General features: G+C 74.1%; 25 protein-coding genes. 14 read left to right on the top strand and 11 right to left on the bottom strand.

Features of this window, described 5'->3' with window-relative positions:
• Positions 1–608: 608 nt before the first annotated feature.
• Together ACZ6ZR_RS23995 and ACZ6ZR_RS23990 are read right to left on the bottom strand one after the other, a co-directional pair.
• Positions 609–809 (bottom strand): hypothetical protein, encoded by a 201-nt coding sequence (locus ACZ6ZR_RS23995; protein ID WP_465645453.1) that lies wholly within the window; start codon positions 807–809, stop codon positions 609–611.
• A gap of 104 nt (positions 810–913) precedes the next feature.
• Positions 914–2,116 carry an MFS transporter gene (locus ACZ6ZR_RS23990; protein WP_465645451.1) on the bottom strand — a complete coding sequence of 401 codons (1,203 nt, stop codon included), beginning with the start codon at positions 2,114–2,116 and terminating at the stop codon, positions 914–916.
• 256 nt (positions 2,117–2,372) lie between these two features.
• On the opposite strand from ACZ6ZR_RS23990, the gene ACZ6ZR_RS23985 reads away from it, so the two are divergent.
• The 5 genes from ACZ6ZR_RS23985 to ACZ6ZR_RS23965 all read left to right on the top strand — a co-directional run bounded on the left by ACZ6ZR_RS23985 (position 2,373) and on the right by ACZ6ZR_RS23965 (position 7,180).
• On the top strand, positions 2,373–3,785 hold the full coding sequence (locus ACZ6ZR_RS23985; protein WP_465645449.1) for a hemolysin family protein: 1,413 nt from the start codon (positions 2,373–2,375) through the stop codon (positions 3,783–3,785).
• A complete protein-coding gene (locus ACZ6ZR_RS23980; protein WP_465645447.1) occupies positions 3,782–4,801 on the top strand; it encodes a hemolysin family protein in 1,020 nt (339 codons plus the stop codon). The genes ACZ6ZR_RS23985 and ACZ6ZR_RS23980 overlap by 4 nt, the downstream gene beginning before the upstream one ends.
• 176 nt (positions 4,802–4,977) lie before the next feature.
• Positions 4,978–5,262 (top strand): hypothetical protein, encoded by a 285-nt coding sequence (locus ACZ6ZR_RS23975; protein WP_465645445.1) that lies wholly within the window; start codon positions 4,978–4,980, stop codon positions 5,260–5,262.
• Positions 5,263–5,350: 88 nt separating this feature from the next.
• A complete protein-coding gene (locus tag ACZ6ZR_RS23970) occupies positions 5,351–5,545 on the top strand; it encodes a hypothetical protein (protein ID WP_465645443.1) in 195 nt (64 codons plus the stop codon).
• Positions 5,546–5,764: 219 nt separating this feature from the next.
• Entirely contained in the window at positions 5,765–7,180 is a 1,416-nt protein-coding gene (locus ACZ6ZR_RS23965) for a NarK family nitrate/nitrite MFS transporter (RefSeq protein WP_465645441.1), read from the top strand.
• Positions 7,181–7,204: 24 nt separating this feature from the next.
• Here ACZ6ZR_RS23965 and ACZ6ZR_RS23960 read toward each other — a convergent pair whose 3' ends face one another.
• Positions 7,205–7,846 carry a TetR/AcrR family transcriptional regulator gene (locus ACZ6ZR_RS23960; RefSeq protein WP_465645439.1) on the bottom strand — a complete coding sequence of 214 codons (642 nt, stop codon included), beginning with the start codon at positions 7,844–7,846 and terminating at the stop codon, positions 7,205–7,207.
• Between the two features lie 147 nt (positions 7,847–7,993).
• Between ACZ6ZR_RS23960 and ACZ6ZR_RS23955 the strand changes: the two genes are divergently transcribed.
• Positions 7,994–9,589, top strand: a complete 1,596-nt coding sequence (locus ACZ6ZR_RS23955) for an amidohydrolase (protein WP_465645527.1) — start codon at positions 7,994–7,996, stop codon at positions 9,587–9,589.
• A gap of 12 nt (positions 9,590–9,601) precedes the next feature.
• On the opposite strand, the gene ACZ6ZR_RS23950 is transcribed toward ACZ6ZR_RS23955, so the two are convergent.
• A complete protein-coding gene (locus ACZ6ZR_RS23950) occupies positions 9,602–12,574 on the bottom strand; it encodes an AfsR/SARP family transcriptional regulator (protein ID WP_465645437.1) in 2,973 nt (990 codons plus the stop codon).
• Between the two features lie 172 nt (positions 12,575–12,746).
• On the opposite strand from ACZ6ZR_RS23950, the gene ACZ6ZR_RS23945 reads away from it, so the two are divergent.
• Both ACZ6ZR_RS23945 and ACZ6ZR_RS23940 read left to right on the top strand, forming a co-directional pair.
• Complete coding sequence (locus ACZ6ZR_RS23945; RefSeq protein ID WP_465645435.1) at positions 12,747–13,901, top strand: GDSL-type esterase/lipase family protein; 1,155 nt, start codon at positions 12,747–12,749, stop codon at positions 13,899–13,901.
• Between the two features lie 78 nt (positions 13,902–13,979).
• Positions 13,980–14,267: a DUF1905 domain-containing protein gene (locus tag ACZ6ZR_RS23940; RefSeq protein ID WP_465645433.1), complete on the top strand. Its 288-nt coding sequence runs from the start codon at positions 13,980–13,982 to the stop codon at positions 14,265–14,267.
• 14 nt (positions 14,268–14,281) lie between these two features.
• On the opposite strand, the gene ACZ6ZR_RS23935 is transcribed toward ACZ6ZR_RS23940, so the two are convergent.
• Entirely contained in the window at positions 14,282–15,007 is a 726-nt protein-coding gene (locus ACZ6ZR_RS23935; RefSeq protein WP_465645431.1) for a MerR family transcriptional regulator, read from the bottom strand.
• Positions 15,008–15,064: 57 nt separating this feature from the next.
• Between ACZ6ZR_RS23935 and ACZ6ZR_RS23930 the strand changes: the two genes are divergently transcribed.
• Complete coding sequence (locus ACZ6ZR_RS23930) at positions 15,065–16,294, top strand: erythromycin esterase family protein (protein WP_465645429.1); 1,230 nt, start codon at positions 15,065–15,067, stop codon at positions 16,292–16,294.
• 11 nt (positions 16,295–16,305) lie between these two features.
• On the opposite strand, the gene ACZ6ZR_RS23925 is transcribed toward ACZ6ZR_RS23930, so the two are convergent.
• Positions 16,306–16,725 carry a hypothetical protein gene (locus ACZ6ZR_RS23925; protein WP_465645427.1) on the bottom strand — a complete coding sequence of 140 codons (420 nt, stop codon included), beginning with the start codon at positions 16,723–16,725 and terminating at the stop codon, positions 16,306–16,308.
• A gap of 149 nt (positions 16,726–16,874) precedes the next feature.
• Between ACZ6ZR_RS23925 and ACZ6ZR_RS23920 the strand changes: the two genes are divergently transcribed.
• From ACZ6ZR_RS23920 to ACZ6ZR_RS23910, 3 genes are all read left to right on the top strand, one after another.
• Positions 16,875–18,635 (top strand): hypothetical protein, encoded by a 1,761-nt coding sequence (locus ACZ6ZR_RS23920; RefSeq protein WP_465645425.1) that lies wholly within the window; start codon positions 16,875–16,877, stop codon positions 18,633–18,635.
• Between the two features lie 32 nt (positions 18,636–18,667).
• A complete protein-coding gene (locus ACZ6ZR_RS23915) occupies positions 18,668–19,192 on the top strand; it encodes a hypothetical protein (RefSeq protein WP_465645423.1) in 525 nt (174 codons plus the stop codon).
• Positions 19,193–19,691: 499 nt separating this feature from the next.
• A complete protein-coding gene (locus ACZ6ZR_RS23910) occupies positions 19,692–19,991 on the top strand; it encodes a hypothetical protein (protein WP_465645421.1) in 300 nt (99 codons plus the stop codon).
• A gap of 5 nt (positions 19,992–19,996) precedes the next feature.
• Here the strand turns inward: ACZ6ZR_RS23910 and ACZ6ZR_RS23905 are convergent, their stop codons facing one another.
• Together ACZ6ZR_RS23905 and ACZ6ZR_RS23900 are read right to left on the bottom strand one after the other, a co-directional pair.
• Positions 19,997–20,392: an Imm50 family immunity protein gene (locus ACZ6ZR_RS23905; protein WP_465645419.1), complete on the bottom strand. Its 396-nt coding sequence runs from the start codon at positions 20,390–20,392 to the stop codon at positions 19,997–19,999.
• Complete coding sequence (locus ACZ6ZR_RS23900) at positions 20,385–20,912, bottom strand: Imm50 family immunity protein (protein WP_465645417.1); 528 nt, start codon at positions 20,910–20,912, stop codon at positions 20,385–20,387. The genes ACZ6ZR_RS23905 and ACZ6ZR_RS23900 overlap by 8 nt, the downstream gene beginning before the upstream one ends.
• Positions 20,913–20,987: 75 nt before the next feature.
• On the opposite strand from ACZ6ZR_RS23900, the gene zapE reads away from it, so the two are divergent.
• On the top strand, positions 20,988–22,064 hold the full coding sequence (gene zapE / locus ACZ6ZR_RS23895; protein WP_465645415.1) for a cell division protein ZapE: 1,077 nt from the start codon (positions 20,988–20,990) through the stop codon (positions 22,062–22,064).
• 15 nt (positions 22,065–22,079) lie between these two features.
• Here zapE and ACZ6ZR_RS23890 read toward each other — a convergent pair whose 3' ends face one another.
• A complete protein-coding gene (locus ACZ6ZR_RS23890; RefSeq protein WP_465645413.1) occupies positions 22,080–23,297 on the bottom strand; it encodes an agmatine deiminase family protein in 1,218 nt (405 codons plus the stop codon).
• Between the two features lie 147 nt (positions 23,298–23,444).
• Between ACZ6ZR_RS23890 and ACZ6ZR_RS23885 the strand changes: the two genes are divergently transcribed.
• Positions 23,445–24,059, top strand: coding sequence for a TetR/AcrR family transcriptional regulator (locus ACZ6ZR_RS23885; protein WP_465645411.1), 615 nt, complete (start codon positions 23,445–23,447; stop codon positions 24,057–24,059).
• 7 nt (positions 24,060–24,066) lie between these two features.
• Here the strand turns inward: ACZ6ZR_RS23885 and ACZ6ZR_RS23880 are convergent, their stop codons facing one another.
• Both ACZ6ZR_RS23880 and ACZ6ZR_RS23875 read right to left on the bottom strand, forming a co-directional pair.
• Complete coding sequence (locus tag ACZ6ZR_RS23880; protein ID WP_465645409.1) at positions 24,067–24,966, bottom strand: DUF4436 family protein; 900 nt, start codon at positions 24,964–24,966, stop codon at positions 24,067–24,069.
• Positions 24,963–25,961, bottom strand: coding sequence for an agmatine deiminase family protein (locus ACZ6ZR_RS23875; protein WP_465645407.1), 999 nt, complete (start codon positions 25,959–25,961; stop codon positions 24,963–24,965). Before ACZ6ZR_RS23875 ends, ACZ6ZR_RS23880 begins: the two co-directional genes overlap by 4 nt.
• Between the last annotated feature and the right edge of the window lie 620 nt (positions 25,962–26,581).

The raw sequence follows: 26,581 nt of genomic DNA, 5'->3' as shown, positions 1-26,581 counted from the left end.
ACAAGTCCCTCCCCCCCCCCCCCCCCCCCCCCGCCCCCCCGGCCCCCCCCCCCCGGCCCCCCCCCCCCCCCGGGGGGGGCCCCGCCCCCCGCCCCCCCCCCCCCCCCCCCCCCCCCCCCCCGGCGCGTCCACCAGCCGCAGGCGGAAGACACCGCGTGGCGGGTCCACCGGCAGGCGGCCGGCGCCCAGCTCCGCGAGCAGCACACCGGGGTCCGTGCTCAGCTCCACCGTCCGTGGCTCGCCGTCCAGGCGGACCCGCATCAGGCCGAGGTCCAGTTCCAGCACGTCCGGCAGCAGCGGCACCGCGGGGCAGGTCCGCCGCAGGTGCTCCGCAAAGGCCAAGGCCTCCTCCGTGGCGAAGAGTTCGGGCGTACGCTGCCGCGCGTAGCCCGCCAGCAGCTCCCGCACCCCCGCCTCACCGAGCGTCAACAGCAGCAGCCGCACCGTCTGCACCAGCGTCCCGGCCAGCGCACCGGCCCGGAACTCCAGGATCAGCTCCCGCAGCAGCCCCCGCACTCCTCCAACAGGCGCTCCAGGCCCCGCACATAGGTGAGCCCGACTCCGAGCCGGTCCATCTCCCCGCGCAGCCCGTCCTCCCGTCCCTCCGGTCAGCCCGCGGCCACGGCGCCGCCGAGGGTGAACGCGGCCGAGCGGCCGAAGGACCAGTCGAAGCCCGAGTGGCAGCTGGGGCAACTGTCCTGGTTGACGGCGGCCTTGACCTGAGCGGCCATCAGGTCCAGCCCGTCCGCCTCGGGCGGCGAGAGGGTGAGCTCGACCGGGGCGTCGGCGACGAGGGCGTCGAGGGGCATGGCAGACCTCCTGCGCGGGGCCCGGGGGTGCCGGCACGGTGATGTCGGGAGCAGCATCCCGCGAATCACCCGCCCGCAACCCACCCCCGAACCGAATCTGCCGCTCAACTGCCCTCTGCCGTAGGCCTCTTGGCATCAGGCTGCCGCAGCACCAGGGTCAGTGTCACCGACAGCGCGGCCACCGCGGTGATCGCCACCCCCGGCCCGGCCAGCTGCGCCGCCGCTCCGGCGATCGCCGCCCCGATCCCCTGCCAGGTCATCCGCCCGGCCGACTCGACCCCCTGGACCTGCCCCCGCACCGAATCCGGCACCGCCTCCAGCAGCCGTTCCTGCAACGGCAGGGTGGCGGCGAACCCGACCCCCGCCACCAGTACCGCCACCGCCAGCACGGCCGTCGGCGGCCGCACCGCGAAGAGCAGGAAGGGCACGGCCAGCAGCAGCCGCAGGCCGAACGCCCAGCGCCGCCGCTGCCGCGCGTCCAGCAGCCGGCCCACGGTCAGGTCCCCCAGCAGCATCCCGGCCGACGCGGCGGCCAGCAGCACGCCCGCCTGCCCGGGCGCGTACGGGATGAACAGCGCCTCGCAGCCGACGACCAGCCCGTTGGGGACCCAGAGGTTCAGCAGCAGCCGGCGCCGCCCGGGGTCGCCGAGCAGCTCGACGTTCGCGGTCCAGGTGGCGCGCAGCCCCGGCCGCCGGGCGAGCCGCACCGAGCGCTCCCGCGCCGTCACCGCGATCAGGGCCAGGGCGCCCCCGTTCAGCACGGCCGCGAGCCCGAAGAGCTGGTACGGCGTCAGGTGTCCGATCAGCAGGCCTCCCAGCGCGTAGCCCAGGACGGCGGTGGCTCCGGAGGTGACGTTGGTCAGCGAGCGAGCTGACGCATAGCCACCCGGCGGGACCACCTCGGCGAGCAGGCCGAGCCGGGTGCCGGTGGCCAGCGACTGGAAGAGGCCGAGCACCAGCAGCAGCCCGAAGCGGGCGGCCAGCGGCAGTCCGGGCAGGGCCTGGGCCGCGGCGCCGGCCAGGGCGACGCCCTGGAGGGCCAGCAGGGTGCGGCGGGGGTGGCGGCCGTCGGCCACCGACATCAGGGTCAGGGCGCCGAGCACGGTGGCGAAGGTGGCTCCGTACATGCTCACTGCGGTCAGGAACGGCGAGCCGGTGCGCTCGTCGACCAGGGAGCCGAGGGCGAAGCCGGAGAGGGTGGTGGCGGCGACGGTGAGGGTGAAGGAGGAGAACAGTCCGGCGAACTCACGGTCGCGGAGCAGGGTGAGGTAGCCGGTACGGGCCGGCGTCAGGGTGTCGATGGGCATGAAAAAAGCCTCCGGGCGCGCCCGGTGCGGGCGGCGTCGAAGGCTGACTACGGGATTATAGCATTCGAAACGGCCCACGGACGTGACACCGGTCTCAGTGATCTTGCTTTGCCATTCGTTTACACTCCTGTAGACCAGCCCGTACAAGACTGACGACGAAAGAAGGAGCCGCGGTCCCCGCGATGGACGAGCCTCCCAGTTCCACCCGTGCCGTTCCCGTACAGCAGGACGACCAGTCCGGAGCGGGGGTGGCACGGTGACCGAAGTCCTGCTGCTCCTGCTCGCCCTGGCCCTCACCCTGGCCTGCGCGGTCTTCGTGGCCGCCGAGTTCTCCCTGACCACGGTCGAGCGCGGTGAGGTCGAGCGCGCCGCCGCCGCGGGCGAACGCGGCGCCACCGGTGCCCTGGCCGCCGTCAAGCGGCTGACCTTCCAGCTCTCCGGGGCGCAGCTGGGCATCACGGTGACCAGCCTGGTCATCGGCATGCTCGCCGAGCCCTCGGTCTCCGTGCTGCTGCACGCGCCGCTCACCGCGCTCGGCCTGCCGGCCGGAGCGGTGGAGACGCTGGCCGTCTTCCTCGGTGTGCTGCTCTCCACCGTGGTGCTGATGGTGGCCGGCGAGCTGGTCCCGAAGAACTGGGCGATCTCCCGTCCGCTGGCGGTGGCCAAGATCGTGGCCCGTCCGCAGTACCTGTTCTCGGCCGCCTTCTCCCCGCTGATCGGGCACCTCAACAACACCGCGAACCGGGTGGTGCGCCGCTTCGGCCTGGAGCCCGCCGAGGAGCTGGCCTCCGCCCGCACCCCGCAGGAGCTCATCGCGCTGGCCCGGCACTCCGCCCGCGAGGGCGCGATAGAGCCGGACACCGCCGACCTGTTCGTCCGGGCGCTGCGGTTGCGGGAGTTGACGGCGGAGAACGTGATGACCCCTCGGGTGGACGTGCAGGCCCTGGAGGAGCACGCCACCGCCGCCGACGTGGCCAACCTGACCCGGGCCACCGGCCTGTCCCGCTTCCCGGTCTACCGGGGCAGCATGGACCAGGTGGTCGGCACCGTGCACATCCGCCACGCCCTCGGCGTGCCGGCCGCCGAGCGCGCCAGCCGCCGGGTCACCACCCTGATGACCCCGCCGCTGTTGGTGCCGGAGACCCTCACCGTGGACCGGCTGCTGGACCAGCTGCGCGGCGAGGAGAGCCTGGCCGTGGTGATCGACGAGTACGGCGGCACGGCCGGCATCGCCTCGCTGGAGGACATCGTCGAGGAGGTGGTCGGCGAGGTCCGCGACGAGCACGACCCGACCGAGGTCCCCGACCTGTTCCTGGTCGGCACCCTCACCGACGGGCGCCGTCAGTGGGACGCCGACGGCATCACCCGCACCGACCAGCTGGAGACGCTCGGGCTGCCCTCCGCCGAGGGCCCGTACGAGACCCTGGCCGGGCTGATCGCGCACCGGCTGGGCCGGATCCCGGCCCCGGGCGACCTGGTGCTGCTGGAGGGCTGGCGGCTGGAGGTCGAGAGCGTCGACCACCACGTGGCGGAACGGGTGCGGATCACCGCCCCTGAACCCCCGTCAGCCGACGACCCGTCTGATGCCCGCACCACCGACCGCAGCACGGACCGCGCCGCCGAACGCGCGGCGGACCGCACCGCCGAGCGCACGGAGGAGGACCGGTGATCGCGCTCCAGCTCTTCATCGGCCTGCTGACCCTGGTCACCAACGCCTTCTTCGTCGGCGGCGAGTTCGCCCTGATCTCGGTGCGCCGCAGCCAGATCGAGCCGCAGGCGGAGGCGGGCGACCGCCGGGCCAGGACCGTCATCTGGGGCCTGGAGCACGTCTCGGCGATGCTGGCCACCGCCCAACTCGGCATCACCGTCTCCTCCCTGGTGCTCGGCGCGGTGGCCGAACCGGCCATCGCCCACCTGCTGGAGCCGGCCTTCCACGCCGTCGGCGTGCCGGACGCGCTCACCCACGTGATCGCCTTCGCGATCGCGCTGACGGTGGCCACCTACCTGCACATGCTGCTCGGCGAGATGATCCCGAAGAACCTGGCGCTGGCCGCGCCGGACAAGGCGGCGATGCTGCTGGTGCCGCCGCTGGTGGCCACCACCAGGGCGCTGCGCCCGCTGGTCTTCTCGATCAACGCCTTCGCCAACGCCATCCTGCGGATGCTCAAGGTGGAGCCCAAGGACGAGGTCGGCTCGGTCTTCACCGAGGACGAGCTCTCCCGGATGGTGCAGGACTCCTCGGACGCCGAGCTGCTCAGCGAGCGCGACACCGAGCTGCTCCAGGACGCCCTGGAGCTGGGCAGCCGCCCGGTCTCCCAGGTGGTCACCCCGACCGCGCAGGTGGTCTTCGCCCGGCCCGGCACCACCCCCGCGCAGTTGGAGGAGCTGGCCGCACAGACGGGCTTCTCCCGCTTCCCGCTGCTGCGGGCGGACGGGACGGTCTCCGGCTACCTGCACGTCAAGGACGCGCTGGAGCAGGACGAGAACCGCGACCTGCCGTTCCCGTCCCGCGCCCTGCACCCGATCGCCCGGGTCGCCGAGTCCACGCCGCTGGACGACGTGCTCACCGCGATGCGGCGCTCCGGCACCCACCTGGCCGCGGCCGTCGCCCCCGACGGTTCCGCCACCGGGCTGGTGACCCTGGAGGACGTGCTCAAGGAGCTGGTCGGCCCGGCCGCCCACTGATCCCGGTCCGGCCCGAGGGCCCGGCGGTCCCCCTTCACGGGGTGGCACCGCCGGGCCCTCGGCCGTACCTCGGCCGTACGGATGCCGCCCGCGAAGGTTGGTGGTGTGCTGGCAGGTGGGGGCCGCCGTCCGTCCGGACGGCGGGCAGCACACCCTCCGAGAGGAAGTGACCGGCCATGGCCGTCCTCGTCCACGCCGTGCTCCCCGGGATCACCGTCGAGCAGTACGACACCCTGAACGCCCGGCTCCAGCAGACCCCCGAGATCTTCGAGGGCTGCCTCTCGCACGTCTGCGCCCCGACCGAGCAGGGCTTGGAGATATTCGACCTCTGGGAGACCGAGGCGCAGATGGACGCCTTCGGGGCCAAGATGATGCCCGTCGCGGCGGAGCTGGGCTGGGACACCTCCCCCGGCCGGCCGTCCGTCCTCCAGGTCCACAACTACTGGGTACCGGGGGCGTAGCGGGGCACCGCGCCCGCGCGTCCCCGGCGTTCGCGCGCCGCAGGCGGTACCGTGGGCGATCCGTCGCGACCTGCGAGGAGCGGACCCGATGCCACGTGCCAACCGTGACCTGACCACCATCGCCGACACCATCGAACCGACCGACCACGTCGTGCCCCCGGCCCTGCGGGCCCGGGTCCGCGGCGTCGTCGCCGCCCACGCCAGGGACGGCGAGGACTGCCTGCTGCTGCTGGAGGCCCTCGGCCTCTCGGCCGGCGAGGAGCTCTCCTCCCCGCGCTCCTGACGCCCCGTCGGACGGGCCGCCCTCCCCCGGAGGGCGGCCCGCCGCCGTGTCCGGGACCTGGCCCGGGGCCTGGCCCGGGACCTTGGTCCGCCCCCACTCGCGACGTAGGACTCTCGGTAAAGCCCGCGTGAAGGCGGACATTGGAGATGTCTAGACCAGTGAGGCGCGGACACCGCCGCCCCGCTCGGCCGATGCCGTCTCGACAGCAGGGGTTACGCCATGAGTTCCACCGTCCAACGCGCCGGACAGCAGCCCGCCGACGCCCCCGACCCCGGGCAGTACCGGCCCGGACGCACCGTCACCACCTGGGACCCGGAGGACCCGTCCTTCTGGCGGACCACCGGGCGCAAGGTGGCCAACCGCAACCTCTGGATCGCGGTCCCCGCCCTGCTGGTCGGCTTCGTGGTCTGGCAGGTCTGGTCGGTCACCGCGACCAACCTCAAGGACGTCGGCTTCGGGCTCTCCACCTCCCAGCTGTTCTGGCTCACCGCCATCCCCGGCCTGACCGGCGGCACCGCCCGGATCTTCTACACCTTCCTCGGCCCGAAGATCGGCCAGCGCCGCTTCACCGCGCTCTCCACGATCGTGCTGGTGGTCCCGCTGCTCTGGCTGGGCATCGCCATCCAGGACACCTCCACCCCGTACGTGGTGCTCGCCGCGATCGCCGCGCTCTGCGGCTTCGGCGGCGCCAACTTCTCCTCCTCGCTGGCCAACATCGGCTTCTTCTTCCCGAAGAAGGAGAAGGGCAACGCCACCGGCATCAACGGCGGCCTCGGCAACCTCGGCGTCTCGGTGGTCCAGCTGCTGACCCCGATCCTGATCACCGCCTCGGTGCTGGCCATCGGCTCCGCCCAGCACAAGGCCGACGGGACCGCCGTCTACCTGCAGAACGCCGCCTTCGTCTGGATCCCGGTGATCGTCCTGCTGGCCGCGATCAGCTGGTTCGGGCAGAACGACCTCAAGGTGGCCTCCACCCCGTTCAGCCGGCAGAAGGTCATCTTCCGGCGCAAGCACACCTGGCTGATGACCTGGCTGTACGTCGGCACCTTCGGCTCCTTCATCGGCTTCGCCGCCGCCCTGCCGCTGCTCATCAAGACCACCTTCCCGGACTACTCGGTCGCCACCTACGCCTGGATGGGCCCGGCGATCGGCGCCCTCGCCCGCTGGGCCGGCGGCTGGATCGCCGACAAGCTCGGCGGCGCCAGGGTCACCCTGCTCTCCTTCGCCGGGATGGCGGTCTCGATCGTCGGCGTGATCACCTTCCTGCCCTCCGGCGGTGACGGCGGCTCGTTCTGGGGCTTCTTCGCCTGCTTCCTGGCCGCCTTCTTCTTCTCCGGCATCGGCAACGGTTCGACCTTCCGGCAGATCCCGGTGATCTTCCGGGCCCGCGCCCTGAAGGGCCTCACCGAGGGCACCGCCGCCCACGACCAGGCCCTCAAGCAGGCCGAGATGGAGTCCGGCGCCGTCACCGGCTTCACCGCCGCGATCGCCGCCTACGGCTTCTTCTTCATCCCGGCGATGTTCGCCAACTTCGCCGTCACCAGCGCGATGTGGGGCTTCGTCGCCTTCTACCTCAGCTGCCTCGCGGTCACCTGGTGGTACTACGCCCGCAAGGGCGCCGAGTACCCGAGCTGACCCCGCGTCACTCCCACATCCACGTCACTGCTCCACGCTGGCCGGGCCGCCTCCCTGCGGCCCGGCCAGCGTGCGCCGGGCGTGGGCGAGGAAGCCCTCCAGGGCGAAGTCGAAGGCGGCATCGGCCCGGCGGCCCTCGGGGACGGCCGCGAGGGCGCGGGCGAGCAGCGGCGTCGAGCCGTCCGGGGCCGGCTCCCACATCGTCTCGGGGGAGGCCAGGTCGAGCGCGGAGCCGAGGACCAGGTTGTCCAGCGCGGCGATCAGCACCATCACCACCGAGTCCGCGAAACCGGCCTCCAGCAGCACCGCGACCGCCTTGTCGTAGTGGGCCAGCACCTCGGGCGCGGCGACCTGGGCCATCGACAGCAGCGGGATGGCGCGCGGGTGCGCGGCGAAGGCCGCGCGGTAGGAGAGCACCCAGGCCTCCATCGCCCGGTCCCAGGGCCGCAGTTCGAGGGTGCCCGGGTCGATCTCGGCGGCCAGCCGGAGCCGCAGCAGTTCGACGATCCCGGCCCGGCCCTCGACGTGGTGGTAGACGGAGGCGGTCTGCACACCGAGCCGCCTGGCGATCTGCGGCACGGAGAAGTCGCCGTGCTCGTCGACCAGGGCCAACGCGGCGGCCGCGATCCGCTCCTGGTCCAGCAAGGCCTTCCTGGGGCGCCCCATCGCTCCCCTTCCTCGGGTGGCCGGCTCTTCCCACACCCTAGCCGCGCGGGCTAGGGTGCGAAAACCATCATGCTTTAGGTTTCCGCAAAGGGCCCCCGGAGCCCCGTGACCCACCGTCAGACCACCCTCGACGCCCAGGAGTTCACCGTGCCCACCGACCTCGTCGTGCTCGCCGCCCGGGTGCACACCCTGGACCCGGCCCGGCCGCGGGCCACCGCCGTCGCGGTCCGGGACGGCGTGATCACCGCCGTCGGCGACGCCCGGGACGCCCGGGACTGGCGCGGGCCCGGCACCGAGGTGATCGACCTCGGCGCCGCGACCCTCGTCCCCGGCCTGACCGACGGCCACACCCACCCGGCCCTGGGCCTGGAGATGGCCGCCGGCACGGACCTCTCCGCCGTGCGCGACCTGGACGGACTGCGCGCGGCGCTGACCGCCGCCGAGCGGATCGACGGGTGGGTGGTCGGCTGGGGGCTGGACCACAACGCGTTCGGCGGCCGCCCCCTCCACCGCGAGCTGCTGGAGTCCGTACTCGGCCCGGAGGTCCCCGTCTTCCTCCGCCTGTACGACGTCCACTCCGCGCTGGTCAGCGGCGCCGCCCTGCGCGCCGCCGGGATCGACGGGCCGCGCACCTTCGCCCAGCGCGCCACCGTCGTCTGCGACGCCGACGGTGTCCCCACCGGCCACCTGGTCGAGCACGCCGCGATGGACCCGGTCACCGCGATCCTGCCGCGCCGCCCGCTCGCCGAGCGCCGCGACGCGCTGCTCGGCCTGCTCACCGAGATGGCCTCCACCGGCCTGACCGGCACTCACGTGATGGACGCCGGCGGCGAGGTGCTGGACCTGCTCCGCTCGATCGAGGAGCGGGACGAGCTGCCGCTGCGACTGCGGATCAACCCGTGGTGCATGCCCGGCACCGACCGGGACGGGCTCGACGAACTGGCCGCGATGCACGGCACCGCGGGGCGCGGCTGGCTGGTCGGGGGCGTCAAGCTCTTCGTGGACGGCACCGTCGAGGGCGGCTCCGCCTGGCTGGAGCACGGCGACTGCCACGGTCAGAGCCGGGAGGGCCTCTGGCTCGACCCGGCCGAGTACACCGCCGCGGTCCACCACCTGCACGCCGCCGGGATGCGGACGGCCACCCACGCGATCGGTGACGCGGGCGTGCGCCACGTCCTGGACACCGTCGCCGCGCTCGGCCCGGGCGGGCGGATGCGCCACCGCGTCGAGCACATCGAGACCCTTCCGCGCGAGCAGGCCGTCCGGTTCGCGCAGCTCGGCGTGATCGCCTCCATGCAGCCCGCCCACTCCGCCTTCACCCGCGCCGACCGGACCGACGAGTGGGCGCGGCGCCTCGGCCCCGAGCGTGCCGCGCGCGCCTGGCCCTGCCGCACCCTGCGCGACACCGGCGCGGTGCTGGTCCTGGGCTCCGACTGGCCGGTCGCGAACTCCGACCCGCGTGCGCTGCTGGCCCACGCGCAGCTGCGCCGGGCCCCGGGCACGGACATCCCGCCGGTGGTCCCCGAGCAGGGCCTCACCGCGCTGATGGCGCTGGAGGGCTGCACCACGCACGCCGCCGTCGCCGCCGGCGAGGCCGACCGTGCCGGACGGATCGCCCCCGGTCTGCGCGCCGACCTCACCGCTCTCGCGCTCGACCCGCTCACCGTCCCGGCGGACGAACTGGCCCGATCCCCGGTGGCCTTGACCGTGTCGAACGGCCGGATCACCCACCGGGCCGGCTGATCTGACCGCCCGTCACTCCCCGCCCGCCGCCACCACGCGCCGGGCCTCCTCCCGGCGGGCCAGCAGGCGGTCGAGCAGCGGGCCGGTGCGCATGGTGCGGCAGTCGGTGATCGGTCCGTCCAGGACGTCGCGGGCGTCGGCCGGCCGGCCCGCCGCGAGCAGGGCCTCGGCCAGCGGGTCGACGGCCAGCGCGTGCATCACGGTCTGGCCGGAGCGGCGTCCGATCGCGGCGGCGGTGCTCAACTCCCGTAGCGCGCACGGGAGATCACCCCGGTCCAGGGCCACCCGGCCCAGGCCGGTGTGGGCGGCGGTCTGGCCCGCCAGGTCGCCGCCCTCCCGGGTGTGGGCGAGCACCTCCGCGAAGTCGCGGGCCGCCTCCCGGTGGTGGCCGAGCAGGCGGTGCGCTTCGGCCACCCAGCGCAGCATGCTCATCCTCGGCCAGACCGCACCACCCCGCCCCGCGGTCTCCAACGCCTCCCGGAACAGCCCCAACGCCTCCTCCCGCCGGCCCTCCGCCAGCAGCAACTGCCCCATCCCGCGCAGCGCGTGCGCCTGCCCGTAGAGGTCTCCGGCCCCGGCGAACACCTCGGCCCCGCGCCGGCAGCGGACCATCGCCTCGCCCGTCCGCCCCTGGAGCCGGTCGAGGTAGGAGAGCACCCAGCCCGCGTACGCCCGGCCGTGCTCGTCGCCCAGCTCACCGAAGAGCGCCGCCCCCTCCTCCAGGGTCTCCCGGGCCGCGTCCCACTCCTCGTGGGTGGCCTTGCAGCGCCCCAGGCCCACCAGCAGCGCGGCCTCCGCCCGGCGCTCCCCCGCCGCCCGGGCCGCCGTCAGGCCGAGCTCCTGCACGGTGCGCCAGCCCGCCAGATCGCTGCGCAGGTCGAACAGGTACTCCCCGAGCACCGCCAACTCCCAGCAGGCGGCGCCGGATTCGTCCCCGGGCGGCAGACCGGCCGCCTGCCGCACGGTGGCCACCAGTGCCTCCCGCTCCTCGCCCAGCCAGCCGACCGGGTCGGCGGTCACCGCCGCGAGCACGGCCGGGTGCGGCGCCGCCCCTCCCTCCCGCTCCGTCAACTCCTCCCGCACGCACCGCACTTCCGCCGGCTCGCCGATCCTGGCCGGGTAGTCGCTGCCCTGGTGGGCCACCCGTCCGGCCCGTACCAGGGTCACCCAGCAGCGCAGCACCCGCCCGAGCGCCGCCGCCCGCTCCTCGGCGGGCTCCTCCGCCTCGGCCCGCTCCCGCCCGAACGCCCGCACCAGGTCGTGGAATCGGTACCGCACCTGCCGCGCCCCGGCCGGGCGGTCCGCCTCCAGCAGGTGGGTCGCCACCAGGGCGTCGAGCAGCCGCTCGGTCTCGGCCTGCGGGCGGCCGAGGGCGGCGGCGGCCGTCCAGGCGGCGAAGTCGGGTGCGTCCAGCAGGGCGGTGCGGCGCAGCAGTGCCCTGGCCTCCTCGGCGAGTGCCCGGTGGGTGAGCGAGAGGCCGGCCCGGACTCCCAGGGTGCCGTGGGTCAGCTCGTCCAGGCGGCGGCGTTCGTCGGCCAGACGCTCCACCAGATCGGCCAGGCCCCGGTGCGGATGGGCGGCCAGCTTGGCGGCCACGATCCTTACCGCCAGCGGAAGATGGCCGCAGAGCCGGGTCAGGGTGCGGGCCGCCGCCGGTTCGGCGCCGACCCTGGCCGGGCCCGCGACGGCGGCCAACAGCGCGAGGGCGGCGGCCTCGTCGAGGCGGCCCAGCGGCAGCGAGAGCCGCAGGTCCAGGCCGGGCAGGCGTCGGCGGCTGGTGAGCAGGACGGCGCTGCCCGGGGTGCCCGGCAGCAGCGGGCGCACCTGCTCCTCGTCGGCGGCGTTGTCCAGCAGCACCAGGATGCGGCGGCCGGCCAGCAGGCTGCGGTAGAGGGCGGCGCGTTCGGCGGTGGTGCCGGGCAGGCGGCGGCCGTCCACGCCGAGGGCGCGCAGGAAGCCGGCCAGCACCTCCCCGGGGTCGGCCGGGTGTTCGTCGGCACCGCGCAGGTCGACGAAGAGCTGGCCGTCGGGGTGGGCGGCGCGCCGCCGGTGGGCCACGTGGACGGCCAGCGCGGTCTTCCCGGCGCCGGCCTGACCGCTGATCAGGCAGACGGGGACGGCCTCCGGACACCGGTCGGCGTCGAGGGCTCCGGACAGCGCGCGGACGGCGGCCGGTCGGTCGACGAACGCCTGGGTGTCGGCGGGCAGTTGGGCGGGCACCGGCAGGCCCGTGTCCTCCCTCCCGTCCTCCGGGGGCTCGTCGGCGAGTACGGCCCGGTGCAGGCGGACGAGTCCGGCGCCCGGGTCGAGGCCGAGCTCCTCGGCCAGCGTGCGGCGGGTCCGGGCGTAGAGCTCCAGGGCCTCGGCCCGCCGGCCGGAGCGGTGCAGGGCGAGCAGGGCCAGTTCGGCGAAGCGTTCGCGCAGCGGGTGCTCGGTGGTCAGTCCGCCCAGCTCGTCGACGAGTTCGCGGTGCCGGCCGAGTGCCAGATCGGCCTCGACCCGGCGCTCCAGGCAGCTCAGCCGCTCCTCCTCCAACTGCGCCGCCGCAGCGTCCAGCACCGGGCCGCCGATCCCGCCCAGGGCCGGGCCCTGCCAGAGCGCCAAGGCCTGCCGGAGGAGTCCGGCGGCCTGCGCCGGGCCACCGGGGGCGGCCCGCGCCACCAGGGCCCTGAACCTCCCGAGGTCCAGGTTCTCCTGACCGACCGTCAGGACGAACCCGTCCCCCGTCCGCTCCGGCCCCACCCCCGCGCCGCCCTCCCGTCCGGCGAGCCGCCGCCGCAGGGCGCCCACCACGTTGAACACCTGCTCCCGCGCGGTGGCCGGCGGCTCCTCCCAGAGGGCGCGCGCCACCCTGCCCACGGTCACCACCCGGCCGGCGTCAAGCAACAGCACTGCCAGCGCCCGGCGGTCCCGAGGCCCGCCGAGCGGCACGTCCCGCCCGTCCCCGTCGGTCGCCCGGACCGGACCGAGCACCGCGAACTCCATCAGCCCCCGCCCCCTGAGGTCCCGTCACCACTGCCCCGATGGCCGACCGATGGGGAACCAGTGGCCGCCGATCGTAGCGTGCACATGCCGGACGGCGAAGAGCCCCGCGTCCCGTCCGTGCCCCCACTGCCCCCACTGCCCCCACCCACCCTCACCTCACGGAGGCCCACCCATGCGTACCCGCTGGCGGAGAACCGCCGCCCTCCTGCTCGGCGCCGCTCTCACCCTCGCCGTCCCGGCCACCGGCCACGCCGCCGCCCCGGCCCTGCCGTCCGGCCCCGTGGTCGCCGTCGCGCTCGGCGACAGCTTCATCTCCGGCGAGGGCGGCCGCTGGCTGGGCAACACCGCCCGCTACGACGGCAGCCGCAACGGCACCGACCGCGCCTGGACCGGCACCCGGTACGACCCCGCCCGGGTGTACGGCACCACCGGCGCCGTCGAGGGCTGCCACCGCTCGGACACCGCCGAGCTGAACAGCGCCGCCGCCCTGCCGGTGGCCGAGCGGTACAACCTGGCCTGCTCGGGCGCCGAGACCGAGCACGTGCTCAGCTCGGCGGCGGGCGGCCAGGCCCTCAAGGGCGAGGCCCCGCAGAACGACCGGCTGGCCCAACTGGCCCGCACCAAGCGGGTCTCGCTGGTCGTGCTCTCGATCGGCGGCAACGACCTCGGCTTCGGCGACATCATCGGCGAGTGCGCCTACGACTGGGCGTTCAGCCGGCTCTGCATGAACGAGCAGCAGCAGATCGTCGACCAGAAGCTCCCCGAGGTCCGGGCCAAGGTCACCGCCGTGGTGGACGACATCCGCGCCGTCATGACCGCCGCCGGGTACCGGAACGCGGACTACCGGCTGGTGCTCCAGTCCTACCCGTCCCCGATCCCGGGCGGCGAGGAGTTCCGCCTCCGCGAGGGCGACTCCAACCGGCTGAACCGCGACGGCTGCCCGTTCAACAACCGGGACGCCTCCTGGGCCCGCTACTCCCTGGTTCCCCAACTCTCCGACCTGGTCGGCTCGGTGGCGGCCGCGAAGGGGGCCGAGTTCCTCGACCTCCAGGAGACCATGAGCGGCCACGAGGTCTGCTCCCTCGGCACCACCCAGGTCGGCCAGAGCGGCCCGGACGCCCGCAAGCACGAGTGGTTCCGCTTCCTCGACTACGCCAACACCCAGGGGACGCTGGAGGAGTCGATGCACCCGAACGCCTTCGGCCAGCGTGCCCTCGGCGCCTGTCTCTCGCTGCTCTCGGCCACTCGGCCCGGACGCTACAGCTGCGAGAGCGACTACCTCGGGGACGGTTCACCGACCGCGATGCGGCTGCTCCCGCGCAGCTGACGGGCGGCTGACTCGCTCGGGGGCCGGCCCGGCTCGGTACGCTGGGCCGGCCCCCTCCCGTCGAAACGGAGCCCCCGCATGGACCTGACCTTCTCCGGCCACGTGATCGAGTGGCGCGGCCCGGCGCCGTACTACTACGTCCCCGTCCCGGCGGACGAGTCCGCCGCCGTCCGCGAGGTGGCGGCGCGGGCCAGCTACGGCTGGGGCGTGATCCCGGTGGAGGCCCGGATCGGCGCCAGCTCCTTCACCACCTCGCTCTTCCCCAAGGACGGCGCCTACCTGCTGCCGCTCAAGCTCGCCGTCCGCACCCCGCTGGGCCTGGCCACCGGCGACCCGGTGGACGTGGAACTGACCGTCCGGCTCTGACCCCTGACCCGCCCTCAGCCGGCCCGCTCGTCCAGGTAGGCGTGGAGCGCCGCCGCCCCCGCCAGCAGGGCCCGCCCGCGCGCGGTGAGCCGCGCGTTCCACTCCGCCAGCGCGGCCTGCAGCGGCTCGGCGCCGCCGGCCGTCCGCACCTGCTCCAGCACCAGCGCGATCCGCTCCAACCCGTGGCCTCCGCGCCGCAGTTGACGGGCCAGCAGCGCGTCCCGCACCTGCGCGGGCCGGTACACCCGGTATCCGGTGCGGCGGTCCCGTTCGGGCACCACCAGCCCGGCCGCCTCCCACTTGCGCAGCGTGGCCGGGCGCAGGCCCAGGCGGTGTGCCAGGTGACCGATCAGCAGCCCGCCCTCCTGGTTTTCCCCCGGCTCCAGGCCACCCGGCTCAAGGTCCCCCAGCGCCAACGCCACCGACTCCAGCGTCCGACGGTCCTCCGCCAGCAGCGCGTGACTCCCGTCGACCAGCCGCAGCGCCTCCTCCACCGCGCCGCCGTTCACCGCCCGCATCACCGCCCCGGCGGTCGCGTGGCCGTGCCCGGGGACAAGGGCGAGGAAGGTGCGCAGGGCGGTGGCGTGCAGCGGCGTGTAGGCGCGGTAGCCGTGCGGCGAGCGCTCGGCGGGCGGGAGGAAACCGGCCTGCTCGTAGTTGCGCACCGCCTGGGTGGAGAGGCCGTGCTCCCGGGCCAGATCGACCGGGCGCAACCCGCTCTTGAGACTTTTGTCGCCCATTCTCGGGTCCAGACCTCCGAAAGTTTCCACCGAAGGTTCAAGGATACGGTGGAATCCATGACCTCCTCCACCCTCTCCGGGGCCGCCGCCCCGTTCAGCGGCGAGGCCCTCGCCGCCCTCCTCTCCCCCGCCGTCCGGGTGCTCGGCCTCGGCGAACCCACCCACGGCGCCGAGGCCTTCCTCGACCTGCGCAACGAGCTCTTCCGCCACCTGGTCGAGCGGCACGGCTACCGCTCGATCGCCCTGGAATCCGACTGCCTGTCAGCCCTCACCGCGGACGCCTACGTCGCCGGCGGCACCGGCGACACCGACGGCCTCGACCACGCGACGGACCACGGCTTCAGCCACGGCTTCGGCGCCTACGCCGGCAACCGCGAGCTGCTGCGCTGGATGCGGGAGTGGAACGCCGCCCACCCGCCGCAGGACCGCCTCCGTTTCGACGGCATCGACGGCCCGCTGGAGATCAGCGGCGCCGCCGCCCCCGGCCCGGCCCTCACCGCCCTCCACGGACTGCTCTCCTCCCACCTCGAACTCCCGGTCACCCTGGACGAGTTGACCACCCTCCTGGGCGACCCCGGCCGGTGGACCGACCCGGGTGTGATGTGGGACCCGGCCAAGTCGGTCGGCCGCACCCCGGAGGCCGACCGGCTGCGCCTGATCGCCGACGACCTCACCGCCCTGCTCGCCGCCCGGACCCCACACCTGCTGGCCGCCACCTCCCCCGACCACCTCTGGCTGTCCGGTCTGTACGCCCGCACCGCCACCGGTCTGCTCCGCTACCACGCCGGACTGGCCGACACCGGCCCGCAGCGGATGGCCACCCTGGTCGGCCTGCGCGACCTGATGATGGCCGACAACCTCTCCGCCGTCGCCGACCGCGAGGCCCACCGCGGCCCGACCCTGGTCTTCGCCCACAACAGCCACCTCCAACGCACCGAGAGCAGCATGCAGTTCGGCGGCCGACGCCTCACCTGGTGGAGCGGCGGCGCCCTGCTCTCCACCCGCCTCGCCGACCGCTACGCCTTCGCCGCCACCACCTTCGGCACCCGCACCGGCGACCACCCCGGCCCCGACGGCTCCGCGCCCGACCACCCGGCCCCCGACACCCTCGAAGGCCTCCTGCTCACCGCCCAACCCCACCCCCGCACGCTCCTCCCCGCCCCAGCCCTCGCCGCCGCCCTCCCTCCGGGCACCCCCGTCCGCACCCCGGCCGACCACACCTACGCCCCGCTCGACCCCGCCACCGTCGGCCGGGCCGACGCCGTGGTCTTCCTCCGCTCCATCTGACGACCAGTGCGCTACTGGCCCGGAGCCCACCGGGCGGGAGCGGGATCGGGGCCGTCCAGGGCCTTGCGGAGCTTCTCGCGGAGGGTCTTCGGCGGGGCGTCGGCCCCCGGCACCCGGTGGATCAACTGCGCGGTGGTGACGCGCAGGTGGCACTCGCGGTGGCCCTGCTTCAGCAGGACCAGCCACGAGCCGTCCGAGCTGCGGAACGCCTGACGGGCCGGGACGTCCCCCGGCCGGGCGTGGCGGGCGAGCAGGTCCGGCAGGTGCTTGAGCGCGGCCTGCTCCGCGACGGCGAGCGCGTCCCGCTCGGTGCCGCTCACCGGGTGGGTGGCGACCACCGTCCAATGGTGGAGCTTGAATTCGACACCGTCGGCGTGCTTGGTCATACGGGTGTCCTCCTCGATGAGGACGTACCACTGGGCAGCAGTCATGCCCCGAGCGTAGGCAGCCGCCCGGGCGCGGCGGGAGCTCCACCGGGGAGCCGGTGCGAACCGGTGACCGGACCGCGACACGAACAGTAGCCAAGTGCCGCCAAGAGCCCCATACTTCAACGGAGTTGATTCGACGCCGGGGGGGGCGTATGACGAATTCGACCGGTACGGGGGATTCCGCTCAGGCCGATCGGAGTGCCACGCCGCCGTTCGCCTCGGAGGCCACCAGGCTGCTCTGCGTGGGCATGTACGTGGATCCGGCGTTCCGGCGGCGGGTGATCAGCGAACTGGTCGCGCACCGGCACCGGTCGGTCGCACCCTCGCTGGGCTTCGACCTGATACCCGTGCTGGCCCACGCGCTGCGGGCCCGCGCGGCGGAGGCCCGGGCCGGGGCCGCCGTCCTGGGCCTGTGGGTGGCGTTCTTCCTGGTCTCCTTCCTCCTGCCGGGCGCCGGCGCCGGATCGGACTGGCTGGGGCGGTGGTTGGGGGAGGCACTCTCCGTGAGGGAGCTGCCGGGGCCCTCCTTCGCGTTCCTCTTCGCGCTGGTCTGCGTGCTGTCCTGGTACGCCAAGCCCCCGGCCGACCGGGACCGGGCCCTCTACACCCTGGCCGTCGCCGCCCCGGCGCCGGGAAGCACGCAAGCCAAGGCCGGGCCCGGGGTCCTGGCGGTCTTCGCCTTCCTCGCCCAGGCCCTCTACGTGGTGCTCGCCCTGGTCTCGGCATTCTCCTGGCACGTCGAGGGCGTGCTCTTCCCGCTGCTGCTGAGCGTGCCGGTCTGGAACCACCGCCGCTGGGTCGCCAGGATCGTCCACGACGAGCTGAACCCCGACCACCCGCCCGCCGCGCGGCTCCAACTGCCGCACGAGTACTGGGCGGTGGGCGACGCGATCGACCGCGAGCAGTTCTCCCGCCTGACGGTCTACGATCCGGCCCGACCCTTCCTCGGCGCCGGCACCCCGTACCAGCCCTGGTCCTTCGCCCTGGAGTTGAAGCGTGCCAAGGGCCTACCCGACCCGGCCCCCGGGGCGGGCGAGCTCACCGCGCGCGCGGTCCTCGACCTCGTCGTCCCCAAGCTGGAGGCACTGCGGCGCTCGGCGGCCGACACCAGCCGGGACCGGCTCAAGGACCTGGAGATCGAGGAGTTCGTCTACCTGCCCGTCGGCGCGCACCGGGCGGACATCCAGCGGGACGAGGCCACCGTGGCCGCGCACCTGCGGGAGTCGGTGGACGAGGGCGCCGAGGGGCGCCGCCACTTCCTGCGGATCAGGGTCGGCGCCTGGGACGAGCAGTTGGTGCTGTCCGTCCTGATCCGGGTCCACACCCAGGGCCGGCTCCTGGTGCTGGAGGTGGTGCCGCACGTGCTGGGCCCGGTCCGCCGCGACTACGCGCTGCTGGCGGAGGCCTTCGCCCGGGGCAGCCGGGAGAGCGTCCTCGGGGACGGCCGCTCGGCGGCCCTCGCCGCCCTGGCCGGCCCGGCGGCGATCCGCACCCTGCTGCGGACCGGCGACGGCCGCCCGTCCGCCCCACCGCGCGCGGGCACCGCCCTCCGCTCCCTCCTCACCACCGCGGGGCAGAGGCAGCCCACCGCGCCCGTCCCACCGCCGGCCGCCGGGCCCGCCGTCTCCCTGCGGGAACTCGCCGCCGATCCGACCGTCACGCTCTTCCAGGAGCTGGACCTCAGCCGCTACGTGAAGACCATTCAGGAACGGATCATCGACGGCGTGCGGGACTCGCTGCGCGGCGAGGGCTACGAGACCGGCCGCTTCGAGCAGTACGTCGTCCAGGTCCACGACGGCGGGGTCTACATCGGCGCGATGAGCGGCGGCGCCGTGGCCACCGGCTCGGGCGCCACCGCCCGCAGCACCTCCACCCACGTCACGCGCGACGCGGCGGGCGGCGCGGCGCTCTGACCACCCATCACCACCACCGAGGGGGATGCACCATGACGGAACGGGAGAACGAGACCACCGCTCCCGGCGGAGTCGCCGCCGACCGGATCACCGGCGGGGCGATCGCCGTCGGCTGCGGCGCCACCGCCGAGAACCGCTCACAGCACGCGGGCGCTCCCGTACCGCCCGCGGCCGCGCCGCCCTCGCCGGGCACCCCGCCTGCCCCGGTGGCCGGGAGCGTCGTCGCCGGGACCATCAGCGGAGGAGCCATCGCCGTCGGAGACGCGGCACGCGCGGTGGACGAATCCGTACACCTCGACGCCGCGACGTTCGGCCTCCTCAGTGCCGTCGCCGAACTGCGCGGGCACCTGCCCCTGTTCGCCCGGAGGGAGGGCGACGGCATCGACGAGGTGGGCCGGCAGCTGGCCGAGGTCCAGGAGTCCATCGAGCAGACCGGGCACGTGGCGGCGGGCCGGCTCGTCCGGCTGCGGTCCCTGCTCACCGACTCGGTCACGGCGGTCTCCGGCCTCGCCTCCGCCGCGGCGGTCGTTGAGGCGATCACCCGACTGCTCGGCTGAGCCGCGCACTTCTGACGACGGGGGAGATGAAGTGGCGGAGTGGGACGCGGATCGCCAACGGTGGGTCAACGCCCCACCCGAGCCCCGGCCGCAACCCACTGCGCGACCACCCGCCCCGGCCGGCCGCCGAAGCCCGCGCCCCGCGCTCCTCGGGGCCGCCGCCGTCCTCGTCTGCGCGGCCCTGGCCGGCGCCGGCTGGGCCCTGCTCGACCGCCCCCCGGCACAACTGCCGGCCGCCACCGCCCTGCCCACCGCCTCGGAGCCGAGCCCGACATCCAGTCGCCCGGAGCCCACCCCCACCCCCGCACCCACTCCTACGCCCACTCCCACTCCTACGCCGACGCCGACGCCGACGCCGACGAGCTCCGGTCCGCCGCTCGTCCATGATCCCCGTGGCTTCACACTGGCCGTTCCCGAAGGGTCGCAGCGCACGGAGGACAGTCCACTCAGCGTCAAGTACGTCTCCGCTGATGGGCTGCGCATCGTCCAGACCATGGTCATGGACAGTCCCAGCCCCTACGCCGCAGCCTCCGCCGTGGACGCGGACTCGGCCACCAAGAAACCCGCCTACCTCCGCCTCCGCCTCGAACAGACGTCTGACGGAGCCGAGTTGGAGTACTCCTACGCCCCCAGCCTCGGCCCCCGCCGCGCCATCGTCCGCTTCCTCGTCGTCCCCGGCGGCACCGTGTACGGCCTCCTGGTCGCAGGCCCACCGGACGGCTGGCCCGCCCTCCAGCAGCTGCACCAGACCGTGGTGTCCACCTTCTGCACCGACGGCCACTGCCCGGCCACCGGCTAGCGGCATCACGGCGTGCGGCCCCACAACCGCCCCACCGGCGGTTCGGCGCGGATCTCCTCCGCGCGGAACGACACCCGCCTGTCCCGTCCGGCGATCAGGACGTTCCCGCCGCCCAGGGCCGCCGTCGTGACCGGCCAGCCCGACCAGGCGTCCACCTCCAGGTCCGTGACGCCCGTGCACACCAGGACGAACTCGACGGCGTTGTGGCCCCGTTCGCGCCAGAGCTCCGCGGCACCGGACGGTACGGCGAAGGCGGTGAACCGCAGGGTGACGGACCTGCCGCGCTCGTCGACGAGGAAGGATTCCAGGGTGTACCCGGTCAGCGGCGGCGGGGGCGAGCCGAGGACGGAGCGGATCACCTCCGGGTCGGCCAGCGAGGCGGACCAGTCGGGCTCACTCATAGAACACCTTCGCGGTGGTGGGCGGCAGCGCCGTGTACCGGCGCCGCTCCAGGGGCCCGTCGAACCAGCGCCGGGCCAGGCTCGGGTCGCCGTCACCGGAGCGGTAGGCGTTCAGCCGGCCCAGCTCCAGGCCGTGCGTGCTGAGGTGCAGCGAGAACTCCCGTCCGGTCACCGCGACTTCGATGCGGCGCTCCGGCGTGGGCAGCCAGGAGCCGAAGGCGACGTCGACCACCGTCGCGTCCGGGACGCCCCGCATCCGCATGTCCTCCCCCACCGCGACGAACCTGAGCTGTGCCTCGAACCGGTCGCAGCCGGCCTCGGTCCACTCCGGCGGCGCGAGGTCCGGGAAGCGGGGGAACTCGATCCGCAGGGTCACTTCGGGGCCGTAAGGGCTCAGGTGGACCGACCTCAGGACCAGACCCGACAGGGACGGCAGCTCACTTTGGAGCGCGGCGAACCGCTCCGAGCGGAGCAGGAGTTGACCCCAGGCATTCCCGGCACCCCAGGCGCTGGACGACACGGAGGGGCTCCTTCGTTCTCGCTCCCGGAAGCGCATGAGCTGCGATGATATCGCCCTCCGCTAGGCTCGCGGCCCGTGAGCGCAAAGACGATCAAGGTGTACGAGGCGGTCCGGGAGAGCTTCCGGCGGGACGCCGAGCGGCGGGGGTTCGCCGTCTCGCCGGCCCAGCGGCCGGCGGTCGAGCGGTTGGCCCGGCTGGCGGGGGAACTGGTCGGTGCCCGGCGGATGTTCAGGGCACCGGCGCCGGTGCGGGGCCTGTACGTCTGGGGGCCGGTGGGGCGGGGGAAGAGCTGGCTGGTGGACACCTTCTACGAGGCGGTGCCGAGCGAGCGCAAGCGGCGGCTGCACTTCCACGACTTCTTCCACCTGCTGCACGAAGGGGTCGCGCACCACGGACCACGGGTCGGCAACTCCCGTACCAGCGCGGTGGACCAGGCGGTGGAGGAGCTGATCGGGGACGCCGAGCTGCTGGTCTTCGACGAGTTCCACGCCCACGACGCGGGTGACGCGATGCTGGTGGCCCGGCTGTTCCGGACGCTGCTGGACCGGCGGACCGCGCTGGTCACCACCTCCAACTACCCGCCCTCCGGCCTGATGCCGAACCCGGTCTACCACCACCTCTTCGAGCCGACCATCACCCTGATCGAGGACCGGATGGACGTACTGGACGTCTCGGGCCCGACCGACTTCCGGCGGATCGGCCAACTCCCGTCCGGCGGGCGGAGGTTCGCGGAGGGAGCGGTCCTCGACCTGGCGGAGGCCGAGCGCGAGGGCTTCACCGCGCCGACGGCCGGGGAGCGGACGGCGGTCGCCGGGCACCTGCGCGAACTGACGGTCCGTGCGGTGCGCGGCGCCACGGTGTGGGCCGGCTTCGAGGAGCTGTGCGAGACCACCACCTCCGTGCCGGACTACCTGGCGCTGGCCGGGCGCTTCGACACGGTGGTGGTGGACGGCGTGCTCCCGCTGGCCGAGGCCACGGCGGACGGACGGCAGCGTTTCGGGAACCTGGTGGACGTCTGCTGCGACCGCGACGTCCGCCTGGTGCTGATCGGCGCCGACCCGCTCGCCGGAGCCGGGCCGGAGATGCTCCGCGACCTCGACCGGATCGCCAGCCGCCTCGCGATGCTCCAACGCGTGCCGGCCGCCAGGTAGCCGCCGGGCCGGGGACTACGTGACGGGCTGCTGCTGGGTGACGCAGTGGATGCCGCCGCCGCCGAGGCCGAGGTAGTCGATGTTCAGCTGGACCACCGTCCGGCCCGGGAAGAGCGACTGGAGCTTGGACTTGGCGGCGGCGTCGGCCCGGGAGTCACCGAACTGGGCCGCGATGACCGCGTCGTTGCAGAGGTAGTAGTTGGCGTAGGAGCCGACGAAGGCCGGGTCCGACTGGCGGATGGAGTAGTAGTCCGGACCGCCGAGCTTGGTGGCCTGGATGCGGACGCCGCGCGCGTCGGTGGCGGCGGCGAGGACGTTGTACTGGTTGATCTCGTCCTTGGTCCAGACGTCCGACGGGTCGTCGGTCGCGTTGGGGTACTGGACGAGCGCCTTGCCGGGCTCCAGGAACCGCGAGGTGGCGTCCACGTGGTCACCGGTGATGTCCTGGCCCGCCACACCGGCGAACCAGATCACCTTGCTCGCGCCGTAGGCGTTCTTCAGCGCGGTCTCGGCGGAGGCCTGGCTCATGCCGGGGTTGCGGTTGGAGACCAGCAGGCTGCTCCTGGTGGCCATCACGGTGCCCGCGCCGTCGGTCTCGACCGCGCCGCCCTCGCCGATGATGGCGGCGGCGGTGAACGGCAGGCCGAGCAGGGCGGCGACTCGCGAGGCCACCTTGCCGTCGTTGGTGTAGGTCTGGTTGCCGCCCCAGCCGTTGAAGTTGAGGCCGACGGTGTCCAGGCCGCCCTGGCCGTTGGTGCGGAAGACCGGGCCGGTGTCGCGCATCCAGCAGTCGTTCACCGGGATGCTGGTGATGACGGTGATGTTGGCGGCGGTGCAGAGCTGGCGAGCCCGGGCCGCCGAGGCCGGGTTGGCCAGCATGTACACGGGCTCGAAGCGCGCGATGGTGTTGGCCACCAGGGCGATGTTGCCCTGGATCTGACTGAGCGACGGCACCTTGCCGCCGCGCCGGCCCCCGCTGCGACCGGTCCAGATGGTGGGGTCGTCCGGCCAGGCCATCCAGGTGCGGGTGTGCCGGACGGTGTCCACCGGCACGGCGAAGGTCCCGGCCGCGAGGCCGGTCGAGGCGGCTCCGCGGACCACCGAGGCCCCGGCGGTGCCGCCGCCGGCCACCGCCCAGGTGGCGCCCGCGGCGGCCAGCCCGGCGGCGGCGAGGAAGCCGCGTCTTCCGATGGGGTGGTGCGACTGCGCGTGGGGATCGCGTGCGCTGGTCATGGGGTGACCTTCCGTCAGTGCGGCCGTGGTCGCTCCACGGCCTTGCCCCAGAAGGTAAAACTGACCAAGCGCTCGGTCAATACTTCGCGCAGTACTTGGTACGGGCAGACGTCACCTCGGCCGATCACGGCTCGGTAGAGTGCCGGGATGGCCCAGCCCGAAGATCAGACACCGACCGTCCGCAAGCCCCGCGCCTCGGCCAAGGGCGAGCAGACCAGGGCCCGGCTGCTCACCGCCGCCCGCGAACTCCTGGCCGGCGACGGCGAAGTGCCCTTCACCACGCGGAACGTGGCGGCCCGCGCCGGGGTGACGCACGGGATGTGCCACTACCACTTCCAGACCCGCACCGACCTGATCGTGGCCGTGGTGGAGGCGATCCGGCCGGAGTGGATCACCCCGCTGGAGGAGACCGTCGCCGAGCCCGGCAGCTTCGCCGAGCGCTCCGAGCGCGTGGTGGCCATGCTGAGCCAGCCCGAGGCCGGCGACCTCTCCCGGCTGCACTCCGCGATGCACTGGTTCGCCGTCAACGACGCGCGGGTGCGGGAGGCGCTGGCGGCCGAGTACCAGCGCTGGCGGGCCTGCTTCACCGCGCTGTACGCGGTGCTGACGGACGAGCGGGGCAGCGCCGTCGACCCCCGCCCGCTCGGCGAGGCCGCGGCAGCCGGGACGGACGGGCTGGCCGCCTTCCAGTCCCTCGACCCGGCCTACGACCCGGCACCCGCGCTCCGGGCACTCTTCCTCGGCCTCGCCGCCGGCGCCTGAGCCCACGTCAGGTCTTCGCCGCCGCCTTCGCCACCGCCTCCGCCGCCGCGCGGTGCTCCACGCGCAGCCCGCTCGCCACCGCGCAGACCAGGCTCGCCGCGATGATGCCCTCCGCCCAGAACAGCGCCACGTAGTCCATCAGGCAGCCGATCGGCGGCGAGCCGGTCGCGGCGTTGCGCAGCCCGATCAGCGCGAACAGGGTGGCGGCCATCCAGCCCAGGGCCGGCCAGACCAGCGGACTGCGCTTGCGGATCAGCACGTGGGCGCCGCCCAGCACCGAGAGCGCCAGCGCCCACATCGCGGCGATCATGAACCAGGCCAGGATGAAGGTGCTCCGGGAGCGGGTGATCGTCGCCTCCAGCACCGCCTCGGCCGGAGCCTCCGAAACGTCCTTGGCCTTGGTCAGGAAGAACGGGTCGGCGTCGGTGAACAGCACCTCCAGCGGCACCGGTTGGCCGCCCGAGGAGGCCGCCCAGCTCGCCGACAGCTTGTACCGGTCGAAGGGGTAGTCGCTGGGCGTCCCGCCGTACAGCCCGACGGTGACCGACTGCGGCGTGGCGGCCTGGCCCGCCTCCACCTTCAACCGGGTGGCGGTCTGTGAGTTGACGGTGACCTCCACCGGGCGGGTGAAGGTCAGTGACTCCGGCCCGGCGGCCAGCGAGCCGTGCGGGACCAGCACGGTGTAGAGCGTGACCTCCTGGGCGTTCGGGTCCACCTCCTGCACGGTGATGTCCAACTCCACGCCGTCGCCCACGACTTCGACCCCGAGCCGACGCGGTTCCTGACGGCTGTTCCGCTCGTCCAGGTAGAGCGTGATGCCGGCCGCCACCAGGACGACGATCAGCGCCAGCACCGCCACCTGCCACCGGGCCGGACGGGCCCGGCGCACCGCCCTCAGCGGACTCACCGGACGGGCTCCGGCTGCTGCTGGGTCGAGCAGTGGATGCCACCGCCGCCCGCCGCGATCGCGTTGATGTCGACGGGCACCACCTGGCGGCCCGGGTGGAGCTCGCCGAGGATCCCGGCCGCCCGGTCGTCGGAGGCCTTGTCGCCGAAACTCGGCATGATGACACCGCCGTTGACGACGTAGTAGTTGAGGTAGGTGGCGAGGAAGTCCTTGCCGCGGTCCGGGAGCCGGCTGAGGTCCGGTTCGACCAGCTCGACGATCCGCAGCTTGCGCCCGTTGGCATCGGTGGCGTCCTTGAGCACCTGGAGCGCCTGGTCGGAGGCGCGGGACCAGATGTCCGGCTCGGCGTCCTGGCCGGGCCGGTGCAGCACCACCACGCCCGGCTCGGCGAAGCGGGCGAGGGCGTCGATGTGGCAGTCCGTGATGTCCTGCCCGGCCACCCCCGTGAACCAGAGCACCTTGCGGACCCCGAACAGCTCCTTGAAGGCGGCCTCGATCTGGTCGCGGCTCTTGCCCGGGTTGCGGTTGGGGTTGACCCACGAGCTCTCGGTGGCCATCAACGTGCCCTCGCCGTCCACCTCGATCCCGCCGCCCTCCCCGGTGATCGGCGCCTCGATCCGACGCACCGAGTACCGCTCCAGCACCCGGCGGGCCACCTGCGAGTCGTTGGCGTGGGTCTGCTTGTTCCCCCAGCCGTTGAAGTTGAGGTCGACCCCGGCCAGCGCTCCCCCGCCCGTGACGAAGGTCGGCCCGGTGTCCCGGGCCCAGAGGTCGTCCACCGCGAGGTCGATCACCTCCACGCTCGACCCGCACCGCTGCCTGGCCTCGGCACTCTGCTCCGGACGGGCCATCACCACGACGGGCTCGAACCGGGCGACCGCCTGCGCCACCCGCGCGATGTCCTCCCGGACGGCGGGCAGCTCGGCGCCCCAGACCTGGTCCAGGGCGGGCCAGGCCATGAAGGTCCTGGTGTGCGGCTTGGCCTCCGACGGCATCGCGAGCGGCACCGCCGTGGCGGACGGCGAGGGCGAAGAGGACGGCGAGGCCGAAGCCGAAGGAGATGACCCCTCGTCAGCCCCCGAAGAGGAACACCCGTCCAGCAACGCCACGGCGGCCAGAACCGACCCGGACCTCAGCAGCGTCCGGCGCGACAGGGCTGGCTCTCTCACGGTCGGTTCCCCTTGCTCCACGAAAACCCACAGAACGTCAGACTCCCGACCCTAGGCGCGCCACCCCCCGATCCCCGTGATCCCCTACCCCGCCGAACGGGCGATTCGCCCTGCCCACCACCGCAGGAGCAGGCAGCCCCGGCGGCCGCCCGACCCACGCTCACGCCGACCTGCCGGCCCCAGTCCGGCACCGAATCGCTCGACCACGGCACCACCCGACGCAAGCCCTCCGGCACGGGCGGCCACGCCCGTCCACCCGAGGCAACAGGGGCCCTATCCGCTCCCATACCGCGTCCGTCGACTCACCTCGACCTGCCACGAGATCAATCATCAGACGCGCCTTGGAACCCCTGGTGACCGCCCACCCCCGCTGTCGGCGGGCTGTCAGTGGGATGACAGCGGCCTGTCGGCGCGCTCCCGCATGCTCTGAGGAGACGGGCGGCAGC

This window comes from Kitasatospora sp. NPDC088742 (assembly GCF_055584905.1).
The sequence above is the reverse complement of the archived record's forward strand: the minus strand, read 5'-3'. Positions and strand labels throughout refer to the sequence as shown.